The sequence below is a fragment of the Pseudomonas sp. H3_D04 genome (genome assembly GCF_054669175.1).
The window spans coordinates 121,344-135,195 of sequence record NZ_CP162801.1 but is presented as its reverse complement, the minus strand read 5'-3'; the positions used below and the strand labels follow the sequence as shown (position 1 = coordinate 135,195).

The window sequence follows — 13,852 nt, the reverse complement described above, 5'->3', positions numbered from 1 at the left end:
GGAATAGCCGCCCCTATGATTTCCAGCTCCGAACACGCCCGCCTGCTGCGGCTGGCGACTCGTGCCTCGGTGGCGGTGGCGTGTACGCTGATCGTCGCCAAAGCCATCGCCTGGTGGTTGAGCGGTTCGGTGAGCATGCTCGCCGGGTTGACCGACTCAGCGCTCGACGGCGTCACCTCCTTGCTCAATCTGCTGGCGGTGCATTACGCGTTGCGCCCGGCCGATGACGATCACCGTTACGGGCACGGCAAGGCCGAGTCGCTGGCGGGCATGGCTCAAGCGTTGTTCATTGGCGGCAGTGCGGTGCTGATTTCTTTGCAGGCGATCGAGCGGCTGAAACATCCGGAACCGGTGGGCGCGCCATGGATCAGCATCGGCGTGATTGTGTTCTCCCTGGCGCTGACCGTGGCGTTGCTGATGTTGCAACATCGGGTGGTCAAGGCCACCGGCTCCAACGCGGTGCGCGCCGACTCCCTGCACTACCGCTCGGACTTGCTGCTCAATGGCAGCATTCTGCTGGCGCTGGTGTTGGCCGGGTTTGGCTGGCATCAGGTCGACCCCTGGTTCGGCCTGGCAATCGCTGCGTACATCTTCTGGAGCGCGATTCAGATCGCCAAGGAAAGTTTTACGGTGCTGATGGATGAGGAACTGCCGCCGGAGGTGAGCCAGCACATGCTTGAGCTGGCCTGCGGCGTTCCGGGGGTGCTGGGCGCGCATGACCTGCGCACGCGGATTTCCGGCAACCAGTGGTTCGTGCAGTTGCACCTGGAATTGCCGGGGGACCTGACCCTGTCAGTCGCCCACGGCATCAGCGATCAGGCCGCCGATGCGATTCACGCCGCTTACCCGCGAGCCGAAGTGCTGGTGCACGCCGACCCGCAGGAAGTGGTACTGGCGGCAAAGACTCAGAAAGAAACCTGATAGCCGCGACTGCTCAGGCAGTTACCTTGAGCCTGGCGGTAGGCTTGCACCACTGACGGGTCTGGCTGGTAGGTGGCCGTCCGCGGATTGAAGCCACTTTGCTGCACCGCGTATTGATAACACTCGTAACCGTCCTGGTTGACCTGCTCCGGCGACTGGCCGTTGGCCGGATAGGCCTCCACGTCGTAGCTGTTGCTGACCGGCTGCGGCTGCATTTGCACCGGCGGCTCGACCACCACGTAGTCCTGAGTGTTTTCCTGATAGGCGTAATACGAACCGGCCGCCAGGAACAGCAGCGCCCCGCCGATCCACACCTCACGCGCGTAATCGGGCAAGTAGCTGACTCGAATCCCGCGAGGCGGTTGAACCACCACATAACGCGGGCCTTGTGGGCGATACCAGTAGCCGCCGGAATAGAAATAATCCCGACCACCGTAAGGCACGCGGTAGTCACGGTCCGGGAAGCGGTCGATCACATGACCCGGGCGATATTGCGGGCCGGGGCCCCAGCCATTACCGTGCCCATCCGGACGACCCGCCCAACGACGATCATCGGGACGCGGACCGTTGTTCTGCCATTGCTGGTTGTAATTGTTGCGCTGTGGATTGTCCTGATAGTAACCACGCTGTGGCTGCTGGGTCTGGCGCACCGCGTCGGGGCGACCCTGGATCGGCAGGTCATTGGCCGGGAGCTGCGGGGGTGGCGGCGGTGAGCGAACAGGATTGTTGTAGTCGGGCTGCGGACGGTTCTGCCACTGGCCGTTGTTCTGAGTCTGGCCGTTGTGCTCGAACTGGCGGCTGTTGTCGCCACGAATGATGTCGTTGTCCTGCGGGCGCGGCTGATTATTGCCGCCATGCCCCTGATTGTTGCCCTGATGGCCGTCCGTTCCACGTTGCCCGCCATCGGGGCCACGGTTTTGCTGATCATCGGCCAGCGATTGCGCAGTGACACTCACACACAGCAAACCAACACCGGCCAAACGCCAGATGCGCGACTTCATGCTTTTCCTCACTGCGGGTTAGAGCCTGTACGTAAGACTGGGAAAGTACAGGGCGGTTCTGCAACAGGTTATCAGTCGCGCAACTTATTTATTGAGGGCCGCTCTCAAATTCCAGGCAAAAGAAAAGGGAGACCCGTCGGCCTCCCTTAGAGAACTTCGTCCGTGCTCGACGCTTATTACGTCGGCTCACCTCACGCCGTCTTCTGGACAGTGTGTAGCTCGGAGGCCGGCACATCCCCTGTGGGGGTGGCGGCCGCCGCCGGCCTGATTCGGCGAGCGGCTATGGACTGTTTGTCCGAGCAGTGATTCTGGTGATAAGAATAGGCCGCGGGTGCCGGCAGAGGATTGCGAAGATTGCTCAATTAAACATCACTTGCGCAATTTTTAACCCTGGATAGATAATCTGCCGCAATAGTTATGACAAAGGCCTGATTGATGAGCAAACTCGACCGATACGACTTGAGCATTTTGGCGGAATTGCAGCGTGACGCGCGCATCTCCAACCAGGAGCTGGCCGAACGCATCGGCCTGTCGCCTTCGCCTTGCTCGCGCCGGGTCAAGCAACTGGAAGACGACGGCTACATCACCCGCCAGGTGGCGCTGCTGGACCGCAAGATGCTCGGCTTGAGCCTCACGGCTTACGTGCTGATCGGCATGGACCGCCATACGCCGGAGCGTTTCGAGAACTTTGAAGCCGCGATTCGAACGTTGCCCCAGGTGCTGGAATGCAGCTTGGTGACGGGGATGGATGCGGATTATCAACTCAAGGTTGTGGTGCCGGATATGGATCACTACCAGAAACTGCTGCTGGGGCATTTGACCCGGATTGAAGGGGTGACCAGCGTTCGTTCGAGTTTTGTGTTGAATCAGGTGCTCAATAGTACCGAGCTGCCGTTAACTCATCTGCGCAGCTGATGTCCCCATCGCGAGCAGGCTCACTCCTACAGTGGATCTCCTGAACACCGAAGATCCCTTGTAGGAGCCTGCTCGCGATAAGGCCGGCACAGGCGACGAATGACTGCGACACACTGCCGCAGGTCAATCCTCCAGCCCGTCCCCATGCCGTATACTCCAGCGCCTTTTAGCCCCGCCCGCGCTGGAGATATTCAATGGATCCTGCCGTACTCGAAGAGTGGATGATGACCGGACTGGTCAGCGTCCTGATCATTTTCATGGGTTTCATCGTCTGGGATCTGGCGAAAAAATCCAAGGCAGGACGTTTTGGCTCGTTCATTCTGTTCTTCGTACTGGGTCTGGGCGTGGCTGCGTTCGTGATCAAAAGCGTGGTCATCGGCCTGATCGAAACCGGCACGTTATAAGCGCGCCGGCACTTCCTTCCACTGGCCCTGATCGAGTCCTTCGATTGTCCAGTCGCCGATTCTGACCCGTACCAGGCGCAACGTCGGCAAGCCGACGGCCGCTGTCATGCGCCGCACCTGACGATTGCGCCCCTCGCGAATCACCAACTCCAGCCAACTGGTCGGCACGCTTTTGCGAAAGCGCACCGGCGGGTTGCGTGGCCACAGCTCGGGCTCCTCCAATTGCCGTGCCTCGGCCGGCAAGGTCATGCCGTCATTCAGTTCGACGCCGTCACGCAAACGCTGCAACTGCTCAGCGCTCGGCTCACCCTCCACCTGCACCCAATAGGTCTTGGCCAATTTGTGTTTCGGGTCGGCGATTCGCGCTTGCAGCTGGCCATCGTTGGTCAGCAGCAGTAATCCTTCGCTGTCGCGGTCCAGCCGTCCTGCCGGATAGATCCCCGGAATATCGATGTAATCCTTGAGCGTCGCCCGCCCTCCTTCGTCACTGAACTGGGTCAGCACATCGAAGGGTTTGTTGAACAGGATCAGCTTCGGCTCGGCCGGCGGCGCTTTGGCGACACGGCGCGGGGCTGGGGAGGATGGCGCAGGCTTCGCGCCAGGGCGGCGAGAAACGGGACGTTGTGGACGGGACATGGGAAAGAGGAGCATCTAACGGTCAGGGCTGCCAATGCTAGTGCCCTGACCGTCAAATGACCATCACGAATCAGCGGAACGGCGGCTCGTCGAAGCTGCGCAGTTTGCGCGAGTGCAACGAGTTGAGTTCGGTGCGCAACAGATCCACCGCCTCGATGCCGATCTTCAAGTGCTGGCTGACAGCGCGCTCATAGAAGGCGTTGGCCGAACCCGGCAGCTTGATTTCGCTGTGCAGCGGTTTGTCCGACACACAGAGCAACGTGCCATAGGGCACCCGCAGGCGATAGCCTTGGGCCGCGATGGTGCCGCTTTCCATGTCCACCGCCACGGCGCGGGACAAGTTGATCAGCGGACGCTCCTGGGCCCAGCGCAATTCCCAGTTACGGTCGTCGTAGGTCAGCACGGTGCCGGTGCGCAGGCGTTTTTTCAGCTCGTCGCCCTTTTCGCCGGTAATGTTGGCGGCCGCTTGCTGCAAGGCCATCTGCACTTCGGCCAGGGCCGGGATCGGAATGTTCGGCGGCACCACCCGGTCGAGAATCCCGTCACGACGCATGTAAGCGTGCGCCAGTACGTAGTCGCCAATGGTCTGCGACTGACGCAAGCCGCCGCAGTGACCGATCATCAACCAGCAATGTGGACGCAGCACCGCCAAATGGTCGGTGATGTTCTTGGCGTTGGACGGGCCGACGCCGATGTTCACCAGGGTCACGCCATGGCCATCGCTGGCAATCAGGTGATAGGCCGGCATCTGATAGCGGTGCCACACCACGCCCGCAGCAATCGCCGAGGCTTCGCCGTGGTCCATGCTCTTTTCGATGATCACGTTGCCGGGCAATACCATGCGCACGAAACGCGGGTCACTGCGCAACTGCTCCAAACCATGGACGATGAATTGGTCAACGTACCGGTGGTAGTTGGTCAGCAGAATCCACGGCTGCACATGACGCCAGTCGCTGCCGGTGTAATGCACCAGTCGACGCAGGGAGAAATCCACCCGCGCAGCATCGAACAGGGCCAGTGGCAGCGGATCGGTGTTCTCCCAGTCGTACAAGCCATCGGCAATGCCGTCGGTCGCGGCGGACAAGTCGGTGCTCGGGAACACCCGCGCCAGTACGGCAGCGGTGACGCCGGAGCCGGCCAGTTCATCGCCCTGCTCGACCACGTAAGGATAAGGAATATTTTGCTGGCTGATGCCGACTTCGACGGTCACGGTGAAGTCGTGCATCAACGGCACGAGTTGTTCCAGCAGGTATTTACGGAACGCCGCCGGATGGGTGACGGTGACACTGTAGGTCCCAGGCAGCTGAACCTTGGCGTAAGCGCGGGTGGTCTGTGGGACTTCGCCCTGGCAGTGGTAGGTCAGACGCAGTTCGGGATAACGAAACATCGCACGCTGTTCAGCGTCCGGCTCGACTCGGTCCTTGAGATAACGCTTGAGCGCCTGGTTCAGCGCGGTGGTTGCACGATTGTGCAAGAGCGCAAGCCGGTCCACGGCTTGCTCGGCGGTTTGAACGACAATAAAAGCTTCGGTCACGATCAGCATCCTGTGTTCTGACTTGCAGAGCTTCATCTTGCCTGCATCGTCGCTTCACGGGAACAGTGGCGTGTTGGCTATATGTCACTGATAGCCCCTGTAGGAGTGAGCCTGCTCGCGATAACGGCTTGTCAGTCACATAGATGTTGGATGTGCCAACGCTATCGCGAGCAGGCTCACTCCTACAGGGGTTTTGTGTGGTTCATGCCATCGTGGTCAAAAACCCTGCGGAGTCGAGCGGGCGACGATCGCCTCAACATCCAAACCACGCGGCAACGCGCCATAAACCCGACCGGCCGAGCCGAGGCGACTGGCGATGAACGCATCGCTGACTGCCGAGTTGCCGGCTTCCAGCAACAGTTTGGCCTGAAGCCCCAGCGCAATGTCTTCAGTGAGCTGCCGCGCACGGTATTGAATGTCGCTGGTGTCCTTGAACGCCGTCTGCAACTGGCTGATGTGCGCAGCCAGGCGCTTATCGCCCTGACCATCACCCAACTCGCTGAACAACACATCAAGCACACCTGGCTCCTTCGATAGCGCCCGCAGCACGTCCAGGCACTGCACGTTACCGGAACCTTCCCACGTCGAATTGACCGGCGCCTCACGGTACAGGCGCGGGAGGATGCTTTCCTCGACATAGCCCGCACCGCCCATGCATTCGGCGGCTTCGTTGATCATTGCCGGGGCGCGCTTGCAGATCCAGTACTTGCCCACCGCCGTTACCAACCGGGCGAATTTGGCTTCGTGGCTGTCATCCAGATGATCCAGCGCCTTGCCCATGCGCAGGCTCAAGGCCAGGGCCGCTTCGCTTTCCAGCGCCAGATCAGCGAGTACGTTTTGCATCAACGGCTGTTCGCTGAGCAACTTGCCGCCGACCATGCGATGTGCGCAGTGATGGCTGGCCTGGGTCAGCGCCTGACGCATCAGCGAGCTGGAACCGACCATGCAATCGAAGCGAGTCATCGCGACCATCTCAATGATGGTCGGAACCCCGCGCCCTTCTTCACCGACCATCCACGCCAGCGCGCCACGGAACTCCACTTCGCTGGAGGCATTGGAGCAATTGCCGAGTTTGTTCTTCAGGCGCTGGATGTAGAACTGATTGCGCGTGTCGTCCGGGCGATGGCGTGGCAGCAAGAAACAGGTCAAGCCCTTGTCCGTCTGCGCCAACGTCAGGAAGGCATCGCACATCGGCGCGGAACAGAACCACTTGTGTCCGACCAATTCATAAGCCTGGCCCGGGCCACTGGCGCCGACCGGGTAGGCCTTGGTGGTGTTGGCCCGCACGTCGGTGCCGCCCTGTTTCTCGGTCATCGCCATGCCGATGGTGACACCGGCCTTGTGGGCCATGCCGACATTGCGCGGGTCGTATTCGGTCGAGAGGATTTTCGGCAGCCACTGCTCGGCCAGGTCCGGTTGCAGGCGCATCGCCGGGACGCTTGCGAAGGTCATGGTCAACGGGCAACCGCTGCCGGCTTCGGCCTGGCTGTGCAGGTACGTCATCGACGCGCGAGCCACATGGGCGCCAGGTTGCGGATGTGCCCAGGGTAATGAGGTCAAGCCGTGCTCGACCGCCGTGCGCATCAACTGGTGATACGCCGGGTGAAATTCCACCAGGTCGATGCGATGCCCGTATCGGTCATGGCTGACGAACACCGGTTTGTTCTGATTGGCCAGGAACCCTGCTTCCATCAGCGGCCCGCCGGCCAATGCACCATAAGCGTCGATCCGCGACTCGGCCCAACCCGCCCCGAAACGCCGAGACCATTCTTGCAAAGGCAGGTCGATGCGATAGAGGTTGGCGCCGTCCAGCGACGGGGGCTGATTGGTGACTTCGTGGGTTTCGGCGAACTGATGCAGGTTCATGACGGGGCTCCTTTGGTCAGCCAAGGGATTCAGTTAAGCACCGCCTCTTGGCCGAACAAAGTGTCATACCCGCCTAAATGTCGGCGCTTTCGCCTTGCCCCGAACAGAGTACCCGGCGATAGAGCGCCGCTTGCAGATCCTCGAATTTCACCGGTTTGCTCAGGTGATCGATCAAGGCTCCCGTCGGGCAGCGCTCCCGGTCGGCGCTCACGGCAATCACGAACACCGGCAAGTCGGCACAGCCCGGCAAGCCGCGGATCTGGCAGCAAAAGGCGGTGCCATCCAGCGTCGGCAACTGACCATCGAGCAGGACCGCATCGAAGCTTTCACGCTGCAAGAGGTCGAGCGCGGCAGCGCCGCTGTCGGTGGCGCGCACCCGGAACCCGAGCTTGAGCAACATGCCACGCATCACCAATTGATTGATGCTGTTGTCATCCACCAGCAGCACCGTGCAGTCCTGTGGCAGTCGAAGACGCGGAAACTCGCGGGTCATCAGGGGCACTGCCGGCCGCTCGACCACAGGCAGTTCGAACTCGACGTCCAACTGGAAACGGCTGCCGCTGCCGGGCTCGGATCGATGGGTCAGGCGTCCGCCGAGCAATTCGACCAGTTGCCGACAGATCGCCAGGCCTACGCCCAGGCCGCCGTATTCACGGGTCATCGAGCCGTCGAGCTGGAAGAAGCGCTGATACAGCGTCGCCTCTCCCAGATCGGTGAAACCGATACCGGTGTCGATCACCGCAAACGACAGCGACACCCGGCCGTTTTCCACCGGTTTGCCCGTCACGCGCAGGGCCAGCCCGCCGACCCGGGTGAACTTGATGGCGTTATCCAGCAGGCATTCCAGGCATTGCGCCAACTTGGCGCTGTCACCGTTCAAGCGATCCGGCAGGCCCGGCATCACTTCGACTTTGAAGTCCAGGGACTTGCCTGAAGCATTGCCCTCGAATTGGGTGCGCAAGGTGTCGACCACGCCACGCAGACTGAACGTTGCCGGGATGACTTTAAGCTTGCCGGCCTGCAACTCGGTGAGGGTCAGGATGCCGTTGACCATGCGCATCATGTCCCGTGCGGAGCCGGCGGCGGTTTGCTGGTATTGCTCCAGTTCCGGGTCCATCTCGACGGTTTGCATCAACTCCAGCGAACCGATCACACCGTTCATGGGCGTGCGCAATTCGTGGGTCAGGGTGGCGAGGAATTCATCCTTGAGCTTGTTACTGTGGGCCAGTTGCTGGTTCAGCACCTCGAGTTTCTGACCGGCATCGAACAGCGTCTGCGCTTGCTGCTCGCGCATGGCGTTGATGCGGTCGGCCAAGGCGAGGGACAGCAGCGCCACTTCGATGGCCGAACCGATCTGGCTGGAATACATGGTCAGGAACACGTTCGGCAGGTATCCCAACACCATGAGGGTGTTGACGATGCCGCCGAGCAGGAAGGCCGACCAGGCAATGATGAAATATCGGGCCACCCGCAAGCCACCCAGCCAGGCGCATAGCCCGGCGATGAAAATCGCCACGGTGAAAACCAACGCCAAGGCTGTTGCCAGGCGCAAGGCCAAGGCGTAGCTGGTCATCAACGACAACCCGACCACGAGCGCACTGAACGCCACCAGCGCCAACAGTAAACGGTCGAGCCAGCGACTGTGGTTGGCCGTCTGCAAGAAGCTGCGGGCGAACTGGCTGCCGAACAGTCCAGCACAACCGATGAAGAATGGCGTCGCGGCGTTGGCCCACCACGGATTGTCCGGCCAGAAATACTCCACGGCTGCGCCGTTCACTGACAGTTGATACAGGCCGAAGGAAGCGATGTAGAAGATGTAATAGAGATAGCTGGTGTCGCGCACGCTGAGGTAGATGAACAGGTTGTAGACCAGCATCCCCAACAACACGCCATAAATCAGCCCCAGCACATAAAGGCGGACCGGCTGTTCTTCGAGGTAAGCGGTGCTCGACCACAAGGTGACGGGCGCCTGGATCGACCCTTCGCTTTGCAGGCGCAAGTACACGGTTTGCGCCTGGTCAGGCAGGAAATTGAGATCGAACAGGTAGTTGTTCTGGCGGAACTCGCGACTGGCAAACGGCAACGCATCGCCTGTTTGCCGGGCCAATCGAAAGTCACCGCCAGCATCGGGCAAGTAGAGATCGAGGTGATCGAGGGGCGGATAGGCCAGTTCCAGCAGCCAGGTCCGTTGCGCCGCCGGGTTCGACGGACGGTAATGCAGATCGATTTTCAGCCAGAACACCGAACGCGAGTAACCGGCGTTGAGGGTGGCTTTATCGTGGGGCTTGAAGTTACCGGCCGCGGCTTGCGCACGGACATCGGCGATGGTCGCCTGACCGCCCGCGTCTTCGTAGACCTGCAGGGTTCGGCCCAGGGGAAGGCTCTGGGTGAATTCATCGAATTCGACGGCGCTCGCCATGAGGGGCAAGCACAACAGCAACATCAGCAAATAGCGCATTTAAGCCCCAGCGTGGCCTGTCCGGTTATCTCAGGAAGCCCCTCATTCCCTTTGAGTAGACGTAAAACCGGTATTACCTGTTATTGGTTTGGATCCACTCTAGCATAGCCGCTGATGGCCATTGAGCACCATTGAAATTTTTCCTGCAATGGCTCTAGTACGGGCGTTCCAGCGGCACACTTCAGGAAAATCTGTTTATACGGTCAGCTTATGGCTATATGCAACACCTGAGGCGAGGGAGCTTGCTCACATGGAGGTGCGCAGCGCCCCACCCTTTGCATTCGGTCGGTAACATTGCGTCGCCAGATTCACCACGGCTTCGCAGCGGAACGGGGCAAGCCCCCTCACCACAATGTATCGGCAGACCTGGCGACCACTGCACCCGAAAATCGATGTTTGGTGGTAAGCTCGCGCACCATGAATATCTACAGCTCTCGCCCCGTTGTCCTCTGTCTCTCCGGCCACGACCCCAGTGGTGGCGCCGGCTTGCAGGCAGATATCGAAGCCCTGCTCGCCCAGGGTTGTCATGCGGCCCCGGCCGTCACCGCCCTGACCGTGCAAGACACGGTCAACGTCACTGACTTTCGCGTGCTCGACCGCGAGTGGGTGCTGGCCCAGGCCAACGCCGTGCTCAACGACTCCGAAGTCGCTGCCGTGAAACTGGGCATGCTCGGTTCCCTGGAGATGGTCGACACCGTGGTCGAACTGCTCTCGGCACACCCGCACTTGCCGGTGGTCTGCGACCCGGTGCTGCGCGCCGGTGGCGGCGGACGCCTGGGCAAGGATGAAGTCGGCTACGCCATGCGCGAACGCCTGCTGCCCCTGTCCATCATCGCCACCCCTAACCTGCCCGAAGCCCGGATCCTCGCCGAACTGCCCGAAGGCACCGCGGACGAGTGCGCTGAAAAACTCCTGCCGTTCGTCAAGCACCTGCTGATCACCGGCGGCCATGGCGACGAACACGAAATCCACAATCGCCTGTACAGCCGCGATGGTCACCGCGAAACCTTTACTTGCCAACGCTTGCCCGGCAGTTATCACGGCTCCGGTTGCACCTTGGCCAGTGCCCTGGCCGGTCGTCTGGCCCAGGGTGAAAATCTCGTCAGTGCCGTGCAGACCGCGCTTAACTACACGTGGCGTACCCTGCGGGATGCCGAGCAGTTGGGCAAAGGCCAGTTCGTGCCGCGTCGCCTGCCGCTGGATTTCTGTTCGTAACTTTCTATTCGCACTGCGGTGAGGCTTGTCCGATGAAACTACGTGGCCTGTACGCCATTACCGACAGCCAGTTGCTGGCCGGTAAATTTCTTTCGTACGTGGAGGCGGCGCTGGAAGGCGGCGTCACCCTGCTGCAATACCGCGACAAAAGCAGCGACGAGGCCCGACGTTTGCGTGAGGCCGAAGCCCTGCGCAATCTGTGCGACCGCTACAAGACTCAGCTGATTATCAATGACGACGCCGAACTGGCCGCTCGCCTGAATGTCGGCGTACACCTGGGCCAGACTGACGGCCCCTTGTCGCCGACCCGCGCCTTGCTCGGTCGCCAGGCAATCATCGGTTCGACCTGTCACGCGCAACTCGAACTCGCCGAGCAAGCAGCCAAGGAAGGCGCCAGTTACGTCGCCTTCGGCCGCTTCTTCAATTCCAATACCAAACCCGGCGCACCGACCTGCAGCCTCGAACTGCTGGACCAGGCCCGCAGCAAACTGCACCTGCCGATCTGCGCGATCGGCGGCATCACCCTCGACAACGCCGCCCCGCTGGTGGCCCACGGGGTCGACTTGCTGGCGGTGGTGCATGGCCTGTTTGGCGCCGAGAGCACGGCTGAAGTGACACGCCGTGCCCGCGCCTTTAACGAATTACTGAAAATCTGATTTGAGAGCCCGATCATGTCTCGTTCCGAAACCCTGTTTGCCAACGCCCAGAAACACATCCCCGGTGGCGTGAACTCGCCTGTTCGCGCGTTCAAAAGTGTGGGCGGCACGCCGCTGTTCTTCAAACACGCCGAAGGCGCCTACGTCACCGACGAAGACGACAAGCGTTACGTTGACTACGTCGGTTCCTGGGGCCCGATGATTCTCGGTCACAGCCACCCGGACGTACTGGATGCTGTGCGTAAACAACTGGAGCACGGCTTGTCCTACGGCGCCCCGACCGCGATGGAAACCGAGATGGCCGACCTGGTCTGCTCGATCGTGCCGTCGATGGAAATGGTGCGCATGGTCAGCTCCGGCACCGAAGCGACCATGAGTGCCATCCGTCTGGCCCGTGGTTTCACCGGTCGCGACAACATCATCAAGTTCGAAGGCTGCTATCACGGTCACTCCGACAGCCTGCTGGTCAAGGCCGGCTCCGGCGCGCTGACCCAAGGCGTGCCGAGCTCGGCCGGTGTGCCGGCGGATTTCGCCAAGCACACCCTGACTCTGCCGTTCAATGACATCGACGCGGTCGAAGCCATGCTCGCTGACGTCGGCCAGGACGTGGCCTGCATCATCGTCGAGCCGGTGGCCGGCAACATGAACTGCGTTCCGCCGGCGCCAGGTTTCCTCGAAGGCCTGCGGACCCTGTGCGACAAACACGGCGTAGTGCTGATTTTCGACGAAGTGATGACCGGTTTCCGAGTTGCCCTCGGCGGTGCACAAGCGCACTTCGGCGTGACGCCGGACCTGAGCACCTTTGGCAAGATCATCGGTGGCGGCATGCCGGTCGGCTGCTTCGGCGGCAAGCGCGAAATCATGTCGCACATCGCGCCACTGGGTCCGGTGTATCAGGCAGGCACCTTGTCGGGCAACCCATTGGCAATGGCGGCGGGCCTGACGACGTTGCGCCTGATCAGCCGTCCCGGTTTCCACGACGAGCTGACCGACTACACCAGCCGCTTGCTCGATGGCCTGCAACAGCGCGCCGATGCTGCTGGCATTCCGTTCGTGACCACGCAGGCTGGCGGTATGTTTGGCCTGTACTTCAGCGGTGCCGACGACATCGTGACTTTCGATGACGTGATGGCCAGCGACGCCAAGCTGTTCGGTCGTTTCTTCCACTTGATGCTCGAGGGCGGCGTGTACCTGGCGCCGAGCGCTTTCGAAGCCGGCTTCACCTCGATCGCTCATGGCGAAGCCGAGTTGAAACTGACGCTGGATGCCGCCGAGCGTGCCTTCGCCGCATTGAAATAACGCTGTGCCCGCTGACGCTGGCGATTGCCAGCGTCAGCTTTCACCTGGATTTACACCTTTATTCCTACGCTTCTGCTAATAATCCCCCGTCAATCGGGCGATATATTCCCCGTGCAGCAGAAAAACGAGTAAAGACTTTGTAAGGTTGGCCCTGCTTATTTCATAATGCGCGCTTATTGGATCCCCTCGATGGGTCCGCGCGCCCTTCAGAGGTAAGTCGATTCCCATGAACCGCACCGGCCGCGCCCTTGCACTGGGCTGCCTGTTGCTCCTTCAGCCCCTGCTCGCGCTCGCACAAGCAGGCGGCAACTCGTTGTTAATCCCAGCGATGGGTCGCTGCACCCTCAATACTCAGCCGCAAGACCTGACGCAAGCGCTCGCTGCCTGCCAGAAAGCGTCGGATGAAGGGGATGCACAAGCGCAATACGAGTTAGGTGAGTTCTACTACGACGGCAAAAACACCCCGCGCGACCTCAATAAGGCCCTGGGCTATTTTGAAAAAGCTTCGTTGCAAGGCCACGCCCAGGCGCAATTCAAACTCGGCACCATGTTCTTTCACGGCGAAGGCGTACCGGCCAATAACGTTCAGGCGTATATCGTGCTGAAAATGGCCGCGGTCAACGGTGCTGAAGAGGCACTGGATACGGCCGACGAAGTGGCCGAGAAGATGCCCCGCGAAGACCTTGAGATGGCGACTCAGGTGCTCGGGCAAATCTTCCGTAAATACCTGATGGAATTGCAGAGCGCCGATGGGCGTACGCCGTTTTCGCCGCTGCCCTGATTGACGCAGGCCCCTGTGGCGAGGGAGCTTGCTCCCGCTCGGCTGCGCAGCCGTCGTAACGTCAAACAATGCGGTGAATCAGAAAAACGGTGTTTGCAGAGTTTAGGGCCGCTTCGCGCCCCAGCGGGAGCAAGCTCCCTCGCCACAAACAACCCAGTTCATTTCA

General features: G+C 60.9%; 12 protein-coding genes. 7 read left to right on the top strand and 5 right to left on the bottom strand.

The features are described 5' to 3' along the window. The first annotated feature begins 15 nt into the window (after positions 1 to 15). The gene (locus AB4N91_RS00655) at positions 16 to 921 is read left to right on the top strand and encodes a cation diffusion facilitator family transporter (RefSeq protein ID WP_010467394.1); all 906 of its coding nucleotides are present in this window, start codon (positions 16 to 18) and stop codon (positions 919 to 921) included. Here AB4N91_RS00655 and AB4N91_RS00650 read toward each other — a convergent pair. Then, complete coding sequence (locus AB4N91_RS00650) at positions 906 to 1,922, bottom strand: DUF6515 family protein (protein WP_460112021.1); 1,017 nt, start codon at positions 1,920 to 1,922, stop codon at positions 906 to 908. The two genes, AB4N91_RS00655 and AB4N91_RS00650, sit on opposite strands and share 16 nt — an antisense overlap. 435 nt (positions 1,923 to 2,357) lie before the next feature. On the opposite strand from AB4N91_RS00650, the gene AB4N91_RS00645 reads away from it, so the two are divergent. Both AB4N91_RS00645 and AB4N91_RS00640 read left to right on the top strand, forming a co-directional pair. Continuing rightward, a complete protein-coding gene (locus tag AB4N91_RS00645; RefSeq protein WP_007894448.1) occupies positions 2,358 to 2,837 on the top strand; it encodes an Lrp/AsnC family transcriptional regulator in 480 nt (159 codons plus the stop codon). 194 nt (positions 2,838 to 3,031) lie between these two features. Then, on the top strand, positions 3,032 to 3,241 hold the full coding sequence (locus AB4N91_RS00640) for a DUF2788 domain-containing protein (RefSeq protein ID WP_010467392.1): 210 nt from the start codon (positions 3,032 to 3,034) through the stop codon (positions 3,239 to 3,241). Here AB4N91_RS00640 and AB4N91_RS00635 read toward each other — a convergent pair. From AB4N91_RS00635 to AB4N91_RS00620, 4 genes are all read right to left on the bottom strand, one after another. Further along, a complete protein-coding gene (locus AB4N91_RS00635) occupies positions 3,236 to 3,877 on the bottom strand; it encodes a pseudouridine synthase (protein ID WP_154913083.1) in 642 nt (213 codons plus the stop codon). The genes AB4N91_RS00640 and AB4N91_RS00635 overlap by 6 nt on opposite strands. A 70-nt stretch (positions 3,878 to 3,947) precedes the next feature. Next, positions 3,948 to 5,447 (bottom strand): AMP nucleosidase, encoded by a 1,500-nt coding sequence (gene amn, locus AB4N91_RS00630; RefSeq protein WP_169858286.1) that lies wholly within the window; start codon positions 5,445 to 5,447, stop codon positions 3,948 to 3,950. 180 nt (positions 5,448 to 5,627) lie between these two features. Further along, entirely contained in the window at positions 5,628 to 7,277 is a 1,650-nt protein-coding gene (locus AB4N91_RS00625) for an acyl-CoA dehydrogenase family protein (protein ID WP_169858287.1), read from the bottom strand. Between the two features lie 73 nt (positions 7,278 to 7,350). Then, complete coding sequence (locus tag AB4N91_RS00620; RefSeq protein ID WP_169858288.1) at positions 7,351 to 9,735, bottom strand: hybrid sensor histidine kinase/response regulator; 2,385 nt, start codon at positions 9,733 to 9,735, stop codon at positions 7,351 to 7,353. Between the two features lie 417 nt (positions 9,736 to 10,152). Here AB4N91_RS00620 and AB4N91_RS00615 point away from each other — a divergent pair, with 417 nt between their 5' ends. The 4 genes from AB4N91_RS00615 to AB4N91_RS00600 all read left to right on the top strand — a co-directional run bounded on the left by AB4N91_RS00615 (position 10,153) and on the right by AB4N91_RS00600 (position 13,686). Then, a complete protein-coding gene (locus AB4N91_RS00615) occupies positions 10,153 to 10,950 on the top strand; it encodes a hydroxymethylpyrimidine/phosphomethylpyrimidine kinase (protein ID WP_010467387.1) in 798 nt (265 codons plus the stop codon). Between the two features lie 32 nt (positions 10,951 to 10,982). Continuing rightward, positions 10,983 to 11,606, top strand: a complete 624-nt coding sequence (gene thiE / locus AB4N91_RS00610) for a thiamine phosphate synthase (protein WP_010467386.1) — start codon at positions 10,983 to 10,985, stop codon at positions 11,604 to 11,606. 15 nt (positions 11,607 to 11,621) lie between these two features. Next, entirely contained in the window at positions 11,622 to 12,905 is a 1,284-nt protein-coding gene (hemL, locus tag AB4N91_RS00605) for a glutamate-1-semialdehyde 2,1-aminomutase (RefSeq protein WP_010467385.1), read from the top strand. A gap of 226 nt (positions 12,906 to 13,131) precedes the next feature. After that, positions 13,132 to 13,686, top strand: coding sequence for a tetratricopeptide repeat protein (locus AB4N91_RS00600; protein ID WP_010467384.1), 555 nt, complete (start codon positions 13,132 to 13,134; stop codon positions 13,684 to 13,686). Positions 13,687 to 13,852: the final 166 nt, after the last annotated feature.

Coding starts and splice junctions, on each gene's coding strand:
- hemL (WP_010467385.1), top strand. CDS start 11,622: ATGTCTCGTTCCGAAACCCTGTTTGCCAACGCCCAGAAACACATCCCC.
- AB4N91_RS00635 (WP_154913083.1), bottom strand. CDS start 3,877: ATGTCCCGTCCACAACGTCCCGTTTCTCGCCGCCCTGGCGCGAAGCCT.
- AB4N91_RS00650 (WP_460112021.1), bottom strand. CDS start 1,922: ATGAAGTCGCGCATCTGGCGTTTGGCCGGTGTTGGTTTGCTGTGTGTG.
- thiE (WP_010467386.1), top strand. CDS start 10,983: ATGAAACTACGTGGCCTGTACGCCATTACCGACAGCCAGTTGCTGGCC.
- AB4N91_RS00615 (WP_010467387.1), top strand. CDS start 10,153: ATGAATATCTACAGCTCTCGCCCCGTTGTCCTCTGTCTCTCCGGCCAC.
- AB4N91_RS00620 (WP_169858288.1), bottom strand. CDS start 9,735: ATGCGCTATTTGCTGATGTTGCTGTTGTGCTTGCCCCTCATGGCGAGC.
- AB4N91_RS00640 (WP_010467392.1), top strand. CDS start 3,032: ATGGATCCTGCCGTACTCGAAGAGTGGATGATGACCGGACTGGTCAGC.
- AB4N91_RS00600 (WP_010467384.1), top strand. CDS start 13,132: ATGAACCGCACCGGCCGCGCCCTTGCACTGGGCTGCCTGTTGCTCCTT.
- AB4N91_RS00625 (WP_169858287.1), bottom strand. CDS start 7,277: ATGAACCTGCATCAGTTCGCCGAAACCCACGAAGTCACCAATCAGCCC.
- AB4N91_RS00655 (WP_010467394.1), top strand. CDS start 16: ATGATTTCCAGCTCCGAACACGCCCGCCTGCTGCGGCTGGCGACTCGT.
- AB4N91_RS00645 (WP_007894448.1), top strand. CDS start 2,358: ATGAGCAAACTCGACCGATACGACTTGAGCATTTTGGCGGAATTGCAG.
- amn (WP_169858286.1), bottom strand. CDS start 5,447: ATGAAGCTCTGCAAGTCAGAACACAGGATGCTGATCGTGACCGAAGCT.